The organism is Nocardia sp. GP40, from assembly GCF_050434125.1.
GTDB classification, from domain to species: Bacteria; Actinomycetota; Actinomycetes; order Mycobacteriales; family Mycobacteriaceae; genus Nocardia; species Nocardia albiluteola.
Window position 1 is genome coordinate 197,210 of sequence record NZ_JBNPVW010000013.1, and the last position, 17,751, is coordinate 214,960.

Here is a 17,751-nt window from a genome sequence, read left to right on the forward strand (position 1 = left end):
CCCGCCCTGTGCCCGGGCGGGCCCCGGACCGGCTCGGATGCGGTCGAACAGTGAGATCCGGTGCGGCCCAGGCGATATCAGGGCGGCGTTAATTCGGGGTCGGGGGTCTTCTGCGGGCGGTCCGCGCGTGTGATCGTCGGATGCATTCAGGTGGAAGGGGTGTGCCATGGTCCAGGTCGGTGTGACACCGAATCAGTTACGTCGGGCGGCGGCCGATATGGGGGATCTGTCGACACAGGTGAGCGGCATCCTGCGGCGGCTCGAGTCCGGGCTGTCCGGATTCGGCGCGGCATGGGGAAATGACAGCTACGGCAACAGCTTCGCCGCCGGAGCGCAGGGGTACAACTCGGCGAATTCGAATCTTCAGGACGGCCTCGGCAAGCTGTCCCAGACACTGGAGTCGTATTCCAGCGGGCAGTACCGGGCCGCCGACGAGTTGCAGCAACAGGACCACTTCTGACGGCCGCGGCGCCGGGGTAGCGGGGCTCGATCGTGTCGCTGGAACTCCCGTCGTATCTGCAGTGGCTCGGGTGGGTTGCAGGCTCGGCCTGGCCCGAGGGCGACGAGGACCGCATGTGGGGAATCGCCGATACCTGGAATACGGCGGCCCAGGAACTGCGGGACATGCTGCCCGAGGTGTCCAATGCCAAGGCCCAGACGATCGCCGCCTATCCGTGGGGCAACGGCTCCGAGGTGATGACGGCCGCGCTGAACAAGCTCGACGACGGTAACGACGACTCGATTCAGCACCTGGCCGACATCTTCGGCGAGGTCGGCGAATCGGCCTTCGATCTGGGCACGGAGATCCAATACACCAAGATCATGATCATCAGCTCCCTAGGGCTGCTTGCGGTCGAGATCGCGGTGGCCTGGGGGTTCCCGCCGACCGCCGCCATCACCGAGGCGATCGAGACGGCCGTCACCAGGACCGCGATCCGGATCCTGGGCAAGGAGGCGGTGGAGCGGATCGGGGAGTTCGTCGAGAAGCGGCTGCTGGGCGCGATGATGAAGTTCCTCGCCGAACACGTGCTTTTCAGCACGGTGATCGGCACCGCGCAGGATTTCGGCATTCAGTGGGGGCAGGACATCGCCGGGACCCGGCACGGCATCGACTGGAAGCAGGTCGGCGTCACCGCGTTGGAGTCCGCGGTGGCCGGTGCGGTCGGTGGGCCGGCCGGAGAGGTCTTCGACAAGGGCCTGAGCAAGATCGCGCTGCCGGAGGGGGTAATCGCCAATGCCCTCGGGCGAACCCTGAAGGGCGCCGTGGTCGGCACCGGGGCGGGGATCGCCGGCGGGCTCGCCGCCTGGGGGACCGGCGGATTCTTCTACGGATGGCAGTGGGACAACCACTTGCTCACCAGCACAGCGTCATTCGGCACCCTGGTCGGCGGCAGCAAGGGATTTCGCGGGCAGGACGCCGGGACCTCGCCGTTCGGCAAAGCCGAGGTGCCGGATGCCGCGGGCATCGGCGGCGACGGGAGTGTGCCCGGCGCTGTCTCGGGAAATGGTGGACCGCACGGGTATTTACGGTCTCCGGATACCGGTGCGGGGCTGGCGTCGGGTTCGGATCCCAATGGTTCGTCGCACGGGGCGGTATCGGCTGGGCTGAAGACCGAGGCGGCTCCGCAGACCCATCCGGCGGAAGAGGGCGGTCAGGCGCGGTCGTCAGGTGGTGACAGCCAGGGGCATTCGACCGGCGGTGGGGCGCAAGCGCATTCGAGCGCCGGACCGGAACACGGGATGCGGCCGGCGATCGGTCCTTCCGAACCGGTGACGTTGCCGAAAGCTGGGGCGCAGGTCGCGGACCTGGCCCAGCAGCGCGCGGCGCTGACCGAGAAGCTGCCCGAAATGCGTGCCGCGATCAAGGCATCGGCGATTCGCGAGGGTGTGCCCGCGGACGCGGAGCGCCTGACGAATGGGACTCGTGCGGAGCAGCGGGAGCATCTGGACTGGTTGCGTGGCCGGACGATGCAGGTGAATCGGACGCCGGAGGAAATCGAAGCGGGGAGGCCCTCGGAGATGACGCGCAAACAGGGCGCGATCGACGATCTGGAAAAGGCCGTCGGTGACTACAACGCCCAGCGGGACAAGATCTTCGGCCTTACCGACCGGATCACCCAAGTGTCCGGGGAGGACTATCTCGGCGCTCGTGGTGCGCGGATTGCCGGCGACCGGGTTGGTGTAGTCGACGGCGAGCACCCGATCGTAATCGTGATGGGCCTGCGCGGCGGATCTTCCGGGATGCCCACGCACGATGAGTTGCTCGCCGGTGCGGCCGCCCATGATCCGGCGCTGGCCGACGCGCTGGGGCAGCCGGGCACCCGCGTCGAATACACCCGGATCACGACCGACTCCGAGGGCAATACCCATGTGCAGCCGTTGAAGTCGCCGACTCCCGCGCAGATTGCGGTCGCCCGCGCGAATGCACCGAAACAGGAACAAAGCGGCGGGCAGCAGCGCGGCGCAGCGTCCGGTGGGAGTGGTGTGGCGGTCGGTTCGGACGGACGCGGCGGCGAAACATCGGGCGATCCGGGCAAACCCAGCGGAGCGCTCCGCGAAGAGGAGGTGAGCCACGAACCGAACGACCCGGCCACCGCCGATACCCCCTACACCACAAGGGGTAACCCCGAAACCGTCATCCCGCCATACACGGCCCCCAGCCCACCGCCGAACACCGTGTGGGACAACCCGAACCCGCCACACCCACGCCCACACCCCGGACCCCACCCGAAGCCGGAACCGCGGCCCGGGCCGCCCGAACACCACCCGCAGCCACGGCCACATCCAGAACCGGAGCCGCCCGAGCATCACAGGCACCGGCCCGAGCCGCCCGGGCATCAGAAGCATCGGCCTGCGCCGCCGGAGGATCACAGGCACCGACTTGAACCGCCGGAGCGCCATGGGCACAACCCTGAGCACCGCGGGCACCACCACGGCCGAGAGCCCGAGCCGCCGAGACATCATGATCGTGAGCTCGAGCCGCGGAGGCGCGTCGGTGAGCCAGAGCCGCCCGGGCATCAGAAGCCTCGTACCCGCCATTGGCGTGATCCCGAGCCACCGAGGCATCACGGACGCGGGGCTGAGCTGCGCATGCCTCGTGTGGGTGGGTCTGAGCCGCGTGGGCATCAGGGGCTCGAGTCTCTGATGCCTGGCCGCCACGGGGATGAGCCCGAGTCATCTGCGCACCATCGGCGGTCGAATCTCAGTGTGGGGCAGGACGGTTCGTTGCCGCTCGGTGCCGAGGACCGGGCGTCACGGACGTGGCGTGGTGAGGATGGACTGTTCGGCCGCTGAGCGCGGGCAGCTCGTTACTCGGGATCGGTGTCGTCGACCGGCAGTTCTCGTGCGGCGCCGGGGCGGAGGCTGAGGCGGGGCGGTTGAATCCCAAAAGCGGTACAGCGGCCACTGGACGGTGTGGCCCGCCCGGGCGCCGGCGGTAACTCACCCCTCGAGCAGCAGGGTCACCGGTCCGTCGTTCACCAGCGCGATATGCATGTGGGCGCCGAAACGGCCTGTCGCCACGGTGGCGCCGAGGTTCCGCAAGGTGGCCGCGAACAGGTCGACCAGCGGTTCGGCGATCGGGCCCGGCGCGGCGGCCGACCAGGAGGGGCGGCGTCCCTTGGCTGTGTCGGCGTAGAGGGTGAACTGGCTGACCACCAGAATCGGGGCCCCGAGGTCGGCGGCCGAGCGCTCGCCGTCCAGGATCCGCAGCCGGAACAGCTTGTCTGCCAGCGCCTTCACGGTCGCCTCGGTGTCGGAATGGGTGACGCCGACCAGGGCGGCCAGGCCGTGCGGGACGCCCGCCGCGCCGGGGTCGATGCGTCCGACCACCTCGTCGCCGACGGTGACCTGGGCGGAGCTCACTCGTTGCACCAGTACTCGCACGGTGGACCATCCTCGCAGGCAGGAGGTTTCGTGCTGGATGCGGCTCGGCTTTCGCATCCCGGCCACTGATCGTTCACGCGAGCGCTACGGCGGATTTCCTGGGAGCTGTCATGGTCGAAACGCGTCACCATGGCAAGGGTCACCAGAAGGGGCAGCGATGACAACTGTGCAGGTCAGTCCGGAAAAACTGCGTAGCGCGTCGATCAAGACCGCGGACGTGGCAGACCGGCTCAACGAGGTTATCAACACCCTGAGCGCGGCGCTCGACTCTCGTGGCAACTGCTGGGGAAACGATTCGATCGGTAACCAATTCGCCAACGGCACGAACGGCTACCTCGAGACGAAGAACAACATGATCACCGGCACCGGGCAGTTCAAGGACACCTTCAACAGCTATGCCAGGGGGCAGTCGGACAGCGCCAACACCCTCGAGGGCAACGATCACTTCAATGCCGACGTGTACATCGCCTGCACCGGATAGCGCAGGGGCAGCAATAGCGATGGAGTATGAATTCGACAAGGCAGAATTGGAGGGCATGCTCGCCGATGCCCAGCAGCAGCTGCGAGACATCGCCTCGATTCAGCAGCGGCGCGCCCAATTAGTAGGCACCGCAACGGCTTCCAATCGGCGCGTGACGGTCAGCGTGAACGCCAACGGAGTAGTGATCGAGACCAAATTCGGTCCCGGGATCGAGAATCTCGGCTTCTCCGCGATCGCCAGGGCGGTCACCGAGGCGGCGCAGCGCGCGTCGGAGGATCTGGCCGCGAAGAATCGCGAGCTGGTCGCTCCCCTCGAGGGCCGGCGCGCGCGAATGCCCAGGATCAACGATCTGGTCGCGGGCATGCCCGATCTGCTGGGCCAGATGCCCAAGCCGCCGGAACCCTCACTGGCGCCACCGAATTCGGATGACGGTGAGCCCACGCCCGGCGAGAACACTCTGCATTTCACCAATGTGGAGTCCTACGACCACGACCGCGGCCCGCAGCGCCGGACCACCGAGGCCGGCTGGTGATCGCGGGGTAGTACCGCATGATTGAATTCCCGTCCTGGCTGGACTGGCTCGGCGCCGCCGTCGGCATGGAGTGGCCCGAGGGCAACGAGGACGAAATGTGGGGGATGGCGGGCGATTGGCGCACCGCCGCCTCGAGTTTGCGCGATATCGTCAGCGATGTCGAGGCCGCCAAGTCGGCCACCGTCGATGCCTATCAGGACGGCAAGGGCAGCGAGTCGATGTCCGACGCCTTCAACGCGATCATCAACAAGAACGCGCAGAAGAATTCGCTGCCCGACCTGGCGGACTTCTTCGACTCGGTGGGCGATTCGGTCGACGGCACCGGAACTCAGATTCAGTACACGAAGCTGATGTTCTACACCACGCTGACGATGACCGCGGCGGAGATCGCGTCAGTGTGGATCTTCCCGCCGACCGCGCCCGCGGAGGAGGCGGGGATCATCGTCACGACCCGCGTCGGCGTCCGCATGATGATGCGGCGGGTCATGACGGCGATCGAGGAGCGCCTGGCCAAACTCGTCGGCGCGCGCCTGGCGAAATTCCTGCTGCGCCACGTGATTATCGGCGGCCTGATGGGCCTGCTGCCGGACCTCGGGATTCAGGCCTTCCAGAATTTCGAGGGGCATCGCCACGGCATCAACTGGGGCGAGGCCATTGTCGCGGGCGTCGGGGGGATGGTCGGCAGCGCGGCGGGCGGTCCCGCGACCGAGGCGCTCGAGAAGCGTCTGGAGGGCGCGTTCGGCGCGAAGGTCGCGAAGGTCCTGGCGGGCATGGGTGGCGGCCTGGTGAACTCGGGGGCGGCATTCGCCGCCTCGGTGCCCACGCAGTTTCTCGTCGACGGGTTCAGCAAGGGCTGGGGCACGGCGGTCACCGATCTCGAGAACACTCAGGTCGACTGGCGCATGTTCACCGCGGGTGCCGCGGGCGGATTCGTGTCCGGGGTCAATCATTCCTTCGCGGACAGGTACTACAGTGGGCCCAAGTGGGACAGCGGGGCCGCGAAGTTGCAGATCGGCGGGATGCCGACCGAGCCCGTGCGTGACGGTAGTTCGCTTGTGCCGCTCCATGATCCGACTACGTCGGGCGACCCGGCACTGTCGGTGAGCAGCGCGTCACCCGAGGGTGAGGGCTCGAACGGGAACTTCGCCGGCGCTGCGCCGTCGAACGACCATGCCTTGCTGACTGATTCGCCGGGCGGCAGCGATCAGGTGCAGGCCGGGCCCACCACGACGGCGTCGGCGAGTTCGGATGCCGGGAATGGTGCTCTCGCTCAGGATCATCCGACTTCAGCGGACTCGTCCGGGGCAGGTGGGTCGAACTCCGCGAACGGCGTTGGCTCGGTATCTGCCGGTGGCGGTGAGCATTCCGGGCTCACCGGCGCAGATCACTCGAATACTGTGGACAGCAGCGGTATTCGCTTGAGCGAGGGTGCGGGAACGCAGCCCGCGGGCGCGGGTGGGGACACTGCGGCGCACGGAAGTCCGTCCGAGGTAGGCTCCCAGCCAGGTGGAGAGACGAATTCACCTGCTGCACAGAATGGTTCGCATGGACCGGCGACCGAGCAGGATGCGACGAGCGGCACCGAAACCGTGCAGCCGACGACGAGCGGCTTCGGCAACGGAACGACCACCGCTGTAACGCCTTCCGCTCGCACCGATGCAACCGCGCCCCCGGAGGGGGCGCAGGCTTCCTCGGTGCCCATCGGGGACGCTCGCACCGGCGGATCTGCTCCGGCGCAATCCTCCCCTGTGGGAGAGGCCAGGTCGGAGGCGGTATCGCCAGCCCGATCCGGAACCTCACCCGAGGGCACCGAATCCCGGACCAGCGCAACGGGAGATCGCAGCGCACCGGGTACCCGATCCTCGAGCAGAACCGACGCTACGGCTGCCCGAACTCAGTCCAGTGCGGCCCCGCGCGCAGGGGCGAATGCGAGCCGCGCGACGCCCGATTCGCAGGTGCGGGGAGCCAAGGCGGCCGAGGCCGCCCCGACGGCCCGGACGGCGGAAGCGCGAGCCGGGGAACCGGTGCGGGCCGCCCAGGCCCGTGACGTCGGCCAGACTCGGGCCGCCGGGACGACTGACCGCACCGAACGGCGCGAGGGTATCGGGGGGCCGGGCGTCGAAGGACGCGACGGGAAAGCCGGTGCGGAGCAGGGGAACCCGGGCGGCGCGGGAACCGGCGAGAACCGGGCCGGTGTTGCCGGAGAGAACGGTGCGCACGAGGCTTCGGCGCGAGGCGGCGAACCGCGTTCGACCGAGGGCACGGGCGAAGGCGACGAGCTCAACGGTCGCGAGCAGGAGTCGGTGCCCAGCGCGCAGCAGACGAGCGATCGTACGGGGCCCGAGGCGGAGACGCCCCCGACCGGTGGCGGCGAGCCCGATATCGGTCGTGTCGGCCCAGAATCGACGGAACATCGTGCAGGGGGCAATGATTCGGCCACAGGTCGTGACGGAGCGGCCGAGCGGGAGTCGAATCGGCCGACAGGTTCCGGTGCTGAGCAGGAGTCCGGGCGGCCGGAAGGGGAACAACGACGGTCCGAGTCGGATGAGGCGGAGGACGGTGGTCGGCGCGCGGACGAGCAGGAATCGCCCGAGGCTCAGCGCAGGCAGCGGGCCCATGGGGAGTCCGATCCCGAGAATCGCTTGGGGGACGAGGCGGATCGGCCCGGGCAGGAGCAGGATCGCCCGGAGCAGGAGCGACGTCGGCCTGAGCTGGATGAGGCCGACCAGGGCGGTCGCCCAGCGGGTGACGAGGAGTCCCCCGACGCGCAGAGCCGCCGCCGCGCGGATGAGGAGTCCGATCGCGGGAATCGTTCTGGGGATGAAGCGGATCGGCCGGGGCAGGAGCGGGATCGCCCGGCAGCGGAACAGCGGCAGCCCGAGTCGGATGAGACTGCGCGCCGCGAGCCTGTTGGTGAGGGCGAACAGGAGCCCGAGCGTCCGGGGACGCAGGAGGGCTACGAGGCCGGAAGGTCGCCGCAGCAGGAGGATTCGCAGCAGCGGCATTCGGACGACGAGCAATCCGCGCGCGATGGGCAATCCGATGCGCGCGAGCGATCCGGCGACAAGTCCGATCAGCAGGGGGATCGGCCGGGTGCGGGCAAGCGTCGCAGTGAGGCGCCGGGGCCCGAGGGGGACGGTTCGAAGCTGTCGCCGTACGACGCCGGGCGGGAGCCGCCGGTGCGTGAGGCAGGCGAGAGTGAGCATGCTGGGGCGCACGAGGATTCGACCGATGGGAAGAAGCGCGAGGCTCCCGAGGAAGGCACGGTCGCGGCGGTCATCGGGGAGGACGGACCCGGATCGCAGACGGAGCGGGAGCATTCCGAATCGGCGACACCCGACGCGGAACACGGTGGCGCGGAGCGGAAACCGAACCGTGGGCGCTGCGCGGAACTGGTGCTGAAGCTGGCGCGCAAGCTGACCGGCAATCCGAACATCCTCGATATCGGGCGCGAAATCGGGGTGACCGGCGTGACCGGCGAGGAGGTGCAGCTCGCGACCGGTGGCCGGATGATCAAGTTCAAGAGCCTGGACTCCATTCCGGATCGCCTGCGCAACATGCGCGACGGCGCCAGCGTGCTGGTGGTCTACGAGTTCGGTCACACCGACGAGCACGGCGTCGGTGCGCACGCGGTGCTGTACGTCAAGGAGGGCGACCGGATCGTCATCCACGATCCGAGCGAGAACACGGTCCGCGACTTTCCGCCGGAGCACATCGCGGATCTGAAGGATGTCCACGGAATCGTTCTGGACCACAAGGGCAAACCGGTCCACGATCTCGGGCTCACCGCGGGCCAACGCCGCGCGCTGCTGGGCCAGGCCGCGATCAACCACCAGTTCCACCAGATTACCTCGCAGCTCCAGGCGGGGGACGAGAACGAGCACGTCGCGGTAGACCTGCGAAACCCATTGGGCAGGGTGGGCATCGGGCAATCGGGAGAGGAAGGCAACCAAGAGCACCAGCCCGCATGGAGTGCGCGCGGTCCGGCGACGGAGCACACGCTGTCCGATGCCGGACGCGAGGCCATCGAGCCGCATCTCCGGCGGCTCAGGTTGGCGCAGGCCGAGCATGACCGCCTCGATCGTTCCTTGCGCTCCACGGCGGAACGGCTGGGACTCGACCCGGGCAATCTCGATACGTACGAGGTGCAGCAGCAGATCGCGCAGGAGCTGGAGAACCGCCGGGAGGCCGCACAGGCGGTGATGACCAAGGAGGGCGTGGGGCAGGGCGAGGCACTGGTCCGGCACATGCTCGAGGAGGTGCCCGCCGCGCAGCACGCCCTCGACGAGGCCAACGCCGAAATCAAGGAGGCGAACCGCATCGGGGAGGAGCTGAGCAAGCCGGACGGGGTCATCGCTGTGCTCCGGGCAGCCCGCCGGGACGCCGCCGCCGTGGCCGCGCGAGATCTCATCGAATCGCAAGGCGGCCAGATCATCTCGCAGGGCACGTCCGGCGGCGAGGTGACCGGCCGCTTCGTCGACGAGAATCCGGTCCGAGTGATCATCGCGGGCGATCGACCCCAACAGGTCCTGCCGCAGGACCAGCACGAGCAGTTGCGCAACAGCGGCATCGAGATCGAATACAAGATGATCGAGGTCGAGCCCAGCGGCAAGATCCTGATCACCGACCTGGAACGCACCCCGGAACCGGCAGCGGAACAAGAACCCAAATCCGCAGCCGCACACCAGCAGCCGACCACCGACCCGGCGAGCAACGCGGGACAATCTCCCAAGGCGACCGATCCGACGAAATCTCGCACGGCCCAGACCAAGTCGACTACCGAGCCGCCGAAGCAGACTGCGGAGCCGCTGAAGGGCGAGCCGCCCAGGCAGACTGCGGAGCCGCTCGAGAACGAGCCGCCCAAGAACGAGGCGCCCGCGGAGACGACCAAACCTCCGACGAACGAGCCGCCGAAGGTGCCCGATCATCCCGCGGCACCGACCGGTGCGGGCCGGTGGGTCGAGGGACCGAGGCGTGTCTACCGTCCATCCGACGACAGTGTGGCCGCCGAGTTGCGGCGGCTTCGCTGGGAAGTCGGTATGGGTTCGCAGCGGGAGTTCGGCCGGATCGAGCATGAGATCTTCGGCCTGGCGCGGCAGGTGGAGGTCTCTCCGTGGCTCGGCAAGCTCGAGGACGTGGGGCGCGCGGTGGGTGCGGCAGCGGACCGCCGGACCGCCGAGGCCGAGGCGCAACTGCGGCGCCCGGATCTTCCCGAGGTGGAAAGGGCGCGCGCGCAGCAGGAGCGCGATGCCGCCAAGGCGGTGAAGCAGCAGGTCACGCAGGCCCTGGACAACCTGAGGGCGACCAAGCAGCGCGGCATCGACTCGCGTACGCAGGCGTACAAATTGGCAATCGAGGACTATCTCGGTTCGCTGGGCGATGACGTCCACATCGAGGCACCCAGCATTGCCCGGGTGGGCGATAAGTACGTCGTCGCCGCGCTGCAGCCCGAGAAGCTGGTCGAGCAGGTGCGGGCGTTGAACGCCGACGGCCTGCCCGTCGAGTACAAGAAGCTCATGCTCGGCCGTCGGGGCGAGGTCTACGTCTCCGATCTGGAACATGGTGCGCCGCACACCGACTCGCCGAAGACGGAATCCGAAGCGCCGAAGCACGAACCTCCGAAGGAGAGCACCGAGCCGCCCGAGACCGAGCCGCCGAAGAGCGAGCCCCCGAAGGATCCCGGCGGTCCTCCCCAGGAGCCCCCGCAACCTCCCGCGAAATGGACTTCCTCGCAGGGCGACCCGCCGCCGAGGCCCGCGGATCCGTGGACGAAGGAGCCCGGAGACACCCTTCACGAGCCCACCTCACGTGGACTGAAAAAGGCACTGCGCCAGCTGGCTCGGGCAGTGGCCAAACGCACGGAGACGCGGATCGCCGCGACCGACGCCGCGCGCGGCCTGGGTATCGATCCCGAGCAGATCCGCGTGGATGCCCTGCGCACCCGGGTCGCCGAGGCATCGGGCGACGCCGCTCAGCAGGCGGAGCAGAACCACGAGAACCTGCGCCGGCTGGCGAGCGGGCAGTGGCGCCTGTCCGAGGACACGCTGCGCGAGCGTGCCGGTCGGCTCGGTATCGACCACGTGGGACTCACGGATGGCGAACTGCGCCGGCACATCCGGCAGCTGACGGTCGAGGGAGGCCGCACCGCGGCGGATGCCCGGGCTCGGCACGACGCGGTCGACTCGCTCGGGCCGGACGAATTGCATAGCAGCGCGGAACAACTCGGCGTCCAGGAGCCGTCGCGCCACACGGTCGACGAGGTGATCCGGGACCGCGCCGAGGCGAACATCCGCGACGCGTACGCGAACTACCGCAAGCTGGAGAACGAACTGGACTCCGGCACAACGGATCCAGCCCGGCTACTCGAACTGGCCGAACAGAACTCCGTCCCGGTGCACCCGGAGGACACCCCCGGCAGCCTGCTGGCCAGGATCAAGGAAGCGGGGCTGGCCCAGCGGGACAAAGCCATCGAGGCCAACCGCGCCCTGCTGAAGCAGCTCGGCGACGCCGCGGTCGCGCACGCGAACGCCTCGCTCCGCCACAGCGAGGCCCAGGCCCTGGCCGAACGAGAGGTGATGGGCGCGAAGGCTGGTCCGCCACCCAAGGGCCCGCGGATCTACATGGACGGCTATCTGGTCAAGCACCGCCTGGACCTCGGCCAGCCCGCGGTGCGCGAGACGGAGGACGGCAAGTCCCTGGTCGGCGTGGGCGAGGGCGACGACCCGGCCCTGCGGATCGACCCGGCGCGCCGGAAGGCCCTGGCCGAGGAGGGCATCGACGCCAAGTACTTCCGGGTCGCCGTGAGCGACGACGGAAAGGTGCACGTCGAGGAGTGGACCCCGGACGACGTGCCCCCCGAGCGTCCGCAGACGGAACAGGCTCGCCGCCTGGGCGATTGGACGCCGGGCGCCGAGCATCAGCACGAGACCCAACGGTGGATGGACCGGAAGTTCAACCGGAAGATCCGCGGCATGGCCCGCAAGGTCGCCGATTTCAACAAGGAGCTGGGCAAGAACTACACCAAGACCCTGGATGCGGTGAAGTGGATGGGCATCGATCCCACCGGCATGACCCGCCAGCAGGTCGCGCAGTCGGTACGGGAGCTGATCCAGGAGTACCACGCGCAGGCCGAGGAGTTCTTCGACCGCACCGAGATTCCGCCGGACCAGATGGCGGACTTCTTCAACCAGCGCCGCGAGATCGAGGCCCGCGCCTCGATGATGGAGTCCCAGGGCAACAAGATCCTCAAGCGCCTGGGAGTTCACGAACTGGCCGTGACCATGCGCGATCATCTGGAGGCGCAGCTTGCGGCGGCAGCGGCCCGCCGGGTGCTGAACGATATGGGCGGCACGCTGATCGGGCGCGACGGGGAGACGGTCGAGAACCCCGACGATGCGGTCGCCCACCTGATTCCCGGCGTCGACGGCGCGCCCGCGCGGCTGGAAATCGTCTCGCCCACAGCGAATCCGGATCACATTCTGTCCCCCGAGGCGCGCGAGCAGGTGCTCGGCACGGACGGTCAACTGCGTGTGCGGCAGGTGCGGGTCGACGGGAGCGGCAGGATCCACCTCTCGGATCTGAGCAAGCCGGCCGAGGGCGAGCACACCGCACCCGAGACCGAGAAGGCCGGTCGCGGACTGTACGACCCGGTCTCCGGGCCGAAGGAGCCGGATCCGGAAGAGGTCAAGGGCCCGCAGGCCGAGCTCGACGCACTGCTGCGCCGTCGCGCGGGCGCCGTTGCGGCACAGGAGTTCTGGCGAAACACCCTGGAGCACAGCCTCGGTCGCGTCGGCGGCTCCCGCGCGGAGATGACCCGCGACGGCATGGCGACCCTCATTCAGCGGCTGACGCAGGGGCGGGTCGGATACACCGAGACGACCAGCGGCCTGGACAACCCGTCGACCTCGACGCGCGAAGATCTCAGCGAGAACGAGCTTTCCAGCCGCCAGGAGCCGATCGACAAGCTGGCCGAGGCCGCCGAACGCTTCTTCGCCTATCAGGACCGCCTCGGGGAGATCGATCAACGCGTCCACGAGCTCGAGCAGCTCGGCGCGAAACACGATGCCTCCGAGACCGACGATCAACAGGGCAAGTTCGGGAAGCTGGCCAAGGATCTGAAGGCGGCGATCAACCGGGCCAAGCCGCTGCGACACGCGCTTGATCTGTTGGAGGCGCACCGGGAGAACCAGCACGGCCCGCTCACGGGGGCCGATCAGAGGGCGTTGGATTCGGCCCGCGCGGCGGTTGCCAAGGCGGACAACGAGATCGACCGGCTCAACGACGAACGCCTCGGCACCGCGGGCGCGTGGCGCAAGGCCGCGGAGACGATCGCCGACCCGGCGCGCCTGCGCCAGATCACCGACAATGTCTTCGTCGAGGACGGCGTGGACGGGGCCGACCCCCGGATCATCGTGGTCGCCGGGCGGCCGAAACTTGTGTCGGCCCCGGACGGTACGGCGCCGACCGAGCAGACCGTACTCGAGAAGTCTGGCACCGAACAGGACCGCGCCTTCGCCGAGGCGCTGGCCCATCACCACGGCCTGGTCGGGCTGCTGGAGCGGCCGAATACGACGGTGCACTACCTGGAGGTCGCGGGCAAGGAGGGGCGCGAGGCCGGCGTCGACCCCACCGACCCCGCCGAACACGCCGCGGCCGAGGGCACCGCGGGCTTCGACGTGAAACCCCTCGGGTCGCCACGGATCCTGCGCGACGAGCACAAGCTCGGCCTGGACGAGAACGACCCGAACCGCACCAAGCCGTTCCAACGGCGGGGCGGGCGTCCGAAGACGCTCGCCGGTCCGGTTCGCTGGAAGGAAATGCTGTCCGAGGCAACCGGAATCAAGATCGGCGCCAAGGAGATTCGTGTGCCGGACCACGAATCGCCCGGGGGCGAGCCGCGCAAGGTCAAGGTCGTCAACGACACTCGGCGTGCCCTGCCCGCCGAGGATCCCCGCGCCGCCGAGGTGGACCTGCTGTATCGCGGCCCGCTCGCGGGATTCAGCATCGTGCGCTGGGAGGGCGCCGACGGCGTCTGGCACAACGTGCGCGAGAACGAGGCGTACGGCTATGAGGCGCGGCAGCCCCAACTGCCGATGGTTGTCAAGCGTCCCAAGTTCTGGCAGCCGGAGATCGACGGATACCGGCTGCCGCCCAAGGGCTTGGCGCCCTATGGTGGCGATGACAACTCGTCGCGCCCCGCCCGCTCGTACGACGAGAAGATGCCCGACGGATTCAGCGGCAAGATGGCGGCCGAGCCATACCAGAACATGGTGGAGCCGGGGCTGCTGCGGCTCATCAACGGCCATTGGCCGGAGATGAGTTATGAAGAGATACAGAGTCTTTCGCCGGACGGGAGGGCTGAGCAATGGGGTGAGCAAGGACTGGTCACCCACGATCCCCCCGGGTGGGACGAGCACGACCATCACAAGTTGCCCTACGACGACGCCTTGTACACCGTAGGTAAGCGCTGGGTTCAGATCTACAACGAGGTGCGCAAACACCCTTGGTTGCTGGACCGCTTCTACAATCACCCGGCGGTCGGCCGCTGGGTGCTGGACCACACGCGGTGGCTGCCGAAGGGACCGTTCGACGAGAGTCATCCCGTGGGACGCTGGATACCGATCTGGCGAAGCATCCGGACCTTCAAGGGATTCCATCAGCCAATCGATCTCGAGGTGCAGCCACCGCATCCGGGATGGAACCACGCGGACCATTCGGCGCCGTGGGAACGGGAAAATATCGACCCGCCGGGCTGGGCGCGCAAGGTCTTGCGCTGGTCCAAGGTGCAGGACTGGGCCGACAAGGTCATCGGCGGGTATGCCGGCGAGAAGCACAACAACGCCACCGGAACTACCGACAAGGACGTCGAGGAGATTGTCAATCAGTTGCGGCGCAAGGGAAATCCGCTGCTGCGGCCCGAGGCCGGCGGGATCTCCCTGGCCGACGGGCTGCGCCTGACGCACGACGAGGACGGCAACCCGCTGTCGGAACAGGAATTGACCGACCGTATTTCGCGCATCAAGGACCATGTGATGCGGGAGCACATGCCCGTCATCGACTCCGCCAGCCCCGAGGGGCGGATGTACTCCGACGGCGAGACGCCGGGCCGCAAGATGGATCCGGTGGCGCATATCGCCGACGCGTGGAACCGATTGACCGGACGCGGCGACGGCCAGGGCAAGACGCTGCCCACCCGCGCGGATCTGGTCATGCTGGAACACTTCTGGGCCGAGGCGCACTATCTCGACACCCACGAGGGGGCCACCTGGCACGAGGCCGAGGCGTACGCCAACCGGCGGGCCAACTGGGATGAGGGCGGGCGCACGCCGCTGAGTGAGCATTTCGTGGTGCGCGACGGAGAGCTGATCCACCCGACCGAGCTGCCGGACGATGCGCCGGAGCGGACCGGTATCGAGATCCCCGGTGGGAAGGGGGTGCCGTTCGTCGATACGCATCTGCCGGTGATCGCGAAGGACAAGGTGCTGCCATTCGAGCGGATCCCCTATGCGGTGGACAACGCGCCCATCGACACCGGCTGGATGCCGCCGTGGGAGCGCCGGGCGGCCGATCTCGTCGGCATTACCGACCTGCGCGACCAGTACCCCGGCCTGCCCAAGGATCCGGTCGGCACGCTGCGGGAGTTCGCGCGCCGCGAGTGGGCGTTGCTGACCCAGGACGCGGTGGGCCCCGGCACCGAGGGGTCGGATGCACTGCGGGCAGCCATGATTCGTGCCGGAACGGTCGAGCTGCTGGCCGGCGCCGAGACGGATACCGAACGGCTGCTGTGGGCCCGCCGGCTCGGCGAGACCTCGGACCTCACCGATCCAGCGACCCTGCGCCGCGCGGTGACCCGCCTGCGCTCCGACGCGTACAACACCGCGGAAGGCGTTGCGGTGATGCAGGGTTCGCACGGGAACGACGGTGACGAACTACTGCCGCCGGACCCCGCCACACCCCGCCCGGAGCCCGAGCCCTGGCCGTACTACGGTCCACTCACCCCCCACCTGCCGCACGAATTCTTCCTACAGTGGCAGCAATTCCCCGGCGCCGCACAGCTTCCCCCGTTCGCCCTGAAGCCCGTACCCCACGCCCCGCCGACCCCGACCCCACCACCCCATCCCCACCCGAACCCCCCTCCGGGGCCGAAGCCCACCCCGGGCCCCAAGCCGACCCCCGGCCCCAAGCCAACCCCGGGTCCCGGACCAAAGCCCCACCCGGAACCCAAACCTCACCCCGAGCCGCACCCACCGAAGCATCACAAGCCCAAGCACCCCAAGCACAAGCACGAGCCTGGGCAGCACGAGCCCGGCCACCATGGGCACGGCCATGAGCCCGGTGATCACGGGCGTCAGCACGAGCCCAGGCCCAGACATCAGACGCACGAGCATGCGCCGGGCCACCACGAGCAGAACCCGGGGCACGATAGGCGCGCGCCCGAGCCGCCGACCCATCATCGGCATGCCCCGGAACCTCCTGGGGCTCACGGGCATCAACCGGCGCTTCCGGGCGATCATGGGCACCAGCCGGTACCCCCGGGCGACCATTCGCATCAACCGGTTCCGCCCGGCGATCACGGTCGTCGGCCGGTTCCGCCTGGTGGCAACGGGCATCAGCCGGTGCCCCCGGTCGATCACGGGCATCGACCGGTTCCGCCTGGTGGCAACGGGCATCAACCGGTGCCGCCCAATGACAACGGGCAACGGCCCGCCCCGATCGGAAGTCCCCGGCGCGCGCCCGAGCCTGCAACCCATCACGAGCACGAGCCGATCCCTCCTCGCGATCGCGGCCACGAGCCCGGGCAGCACGACCACGACCCGGGTCGTCCGGGCGACGGTCAGGATGCCACGCATCCGCGCGCAGGTCGCCCTTCGATCCCGGAACCGCCTGCACCGCAGCCTGTTACGGGAGCCAATGCACCGCACCCCCCGAACCCCGCCTCGGGCCACCACCCGCCCGTGCCTCCGAAATCGCCCACCGGATCGCTGCCGCAGGGCACGAGTCTGTCGACGCCTGCCCCGACATCACAGCAGGACACCCAGGCGCCATCCGGATTGCCGAATATCCCCGGCATCCCGTCGATTCCGAACATGCCGCAGCTACCGGGCTTCGGATCGAACGGTGCGCCCCAACGTTCGCCCCATGGAACCACTGGCTACGGTTACCGATCCCCGGACGCCCCGGGACTCGGTGATCACGGTGCCTACGGCGCCCCCGCCGCCCCCTGGAACCCCGCCCCCTACCCGAGCCCGAACGGTCCCGACGCCCCGGCCCCGTCGAACCCGTACGCGGCCCCCGGCGGCTGGAGCGGCTCGAATTACCCTTCCGCACAGGGTGATCCGACGACCACCCAGCCCATGATGCCGGGCGCGGCAATGCCGAGTATGCCCGCCCCGTCGAACGCCGGCGGCGCACGTCGCAAGAGCTACATCCCTCGGGTCGGCGCGGGAAACAACGGCAGCACAGAGATTTACGTCCAGCCCCACGCCGGCTGGGGTGAGGCCGCCGTCTTCGACCCGCAGACCGGCACCCTGCGCCCGGCAACCCTGGCGATGGGCGGAGTCGGCGGCCTCTACGGCGATCTCGGCGGGGCCCGGGTGGTGTTCTACCGCAACGGATCCGGCCTGGCCCTCCGTGTCGGCCCCCGGGAGGTGGACCTGAGCAACCCCGACGCCAACGCCTACTGGCAACGTGTAGACAGCCGAGTAACCCGCTTCGCCGTAGCCCTCGGCCGCACCGTGATCGTGGACCTCACCTACCCCACCACCCCCGACGACAGCGACCTGGGCCTGTTCATTCGCGACGTCCTGTCCAACTCCGTCCGCCGCGCCGAAATCTTCGCCCGCTGAACCTCTTT

The 17,751-nt window shown here is 68.8% G+C and carries 6 protein-coding genes; 5 read left to right on the top strand and 1 reads right to left on the bottom strand.

Annotated features, from left to right (window positions below; all coding sequences use genetic code 11):
• Positions 1-166 precede the first annotated feature (166 nt).
• Together ABH933_RS33375 and ABH933_RS33380 are read left to right on the top strand one after the other, a co-directional pair.
• Positions 167-460 (top strand): WXG100 family type VII secretion target, encoded by a 294-nt coding sequence (locus ABH933_RS33375; RefSeq protein ID WP_429421705.1) that lies wholly within the window; start codon positions 167-169, stop codon positions 458-460.
• A 32-nt stretch (positions 461-492) separates the two neighbouring features.
• Positions 493-3,294 carry a hypothetical protein gene (locus ABH933_RS33380; RefSeq protein ID WP_429421707.1) on the top strand — a complete coding sequence of 934 codons (2,802 nt, stop codon included), beginning with the start codon at positions 493-495 and terminating at the stop codon, positions 3,292-3,294.
• Between the two features lie 147 nt (positions 3,295-3,441).
• Here ABH933_RS33380 and dtd read toward each other — a convergent pair whose 3' ends face one another.
• A complete protein-coding gene (gene dtd, locus ABH933_RS33385; RefSeq protein ID WP_429421709.1) occupies positions 3,442-3,885 on the bottom strand; it encodes a D-aminoacyl-tRNA deacylase in 444 nt (147 codons plus the stop codon).
• Positions 3,886-4,042: 157 nt separating this feature from the next.
• On the opposite strand from dtd, the gene ABH933_RS33390 reads away from it, so the two are divergent.
• Genes ABH933_RS33390 through ABH933_RS33400 form a run of 3 tightly spaced genes read left to right on the top strand, consistent with a single transcriptional unit; the run spans position 4,043 to position 17,743 of the window.
• Positions 4,043-4,366 (top strand): hypothetical protein, encoded by a 324-nt coding sequence (locus ABH933_RS33390; RefSeq protein ID WP_429421711.1) that lies wholly within the window; start codon positions 4,043-4,045, stop codon positions 4,364-4,366.
• A 19-nt stretch (positions 4,367-4,385) separates the two neighbouring features.
• A complete protein-coding gene (locus ABH933_RS33395; RefSeq protein WP_429421713.1) occupies positions 4,386-4,898 on the top strand; it encodes a YbaB/EbfC family nucleoid-associated protein in 513 nt (170 codons plus the stop codon).
• A gap of 17 nt (positions 4,899-4,915) precedes the next feature.
• Entirely contained in the window at positions 4,916-17,743 is a 12,828-nt protein-coding gene (locus ABH933_RS33400) for a hypothetical protein (protein ID WP_429455197.1), read from the top strand.
• Positions 17,744-17,751 lie beyond the last annotated feature (8 nt).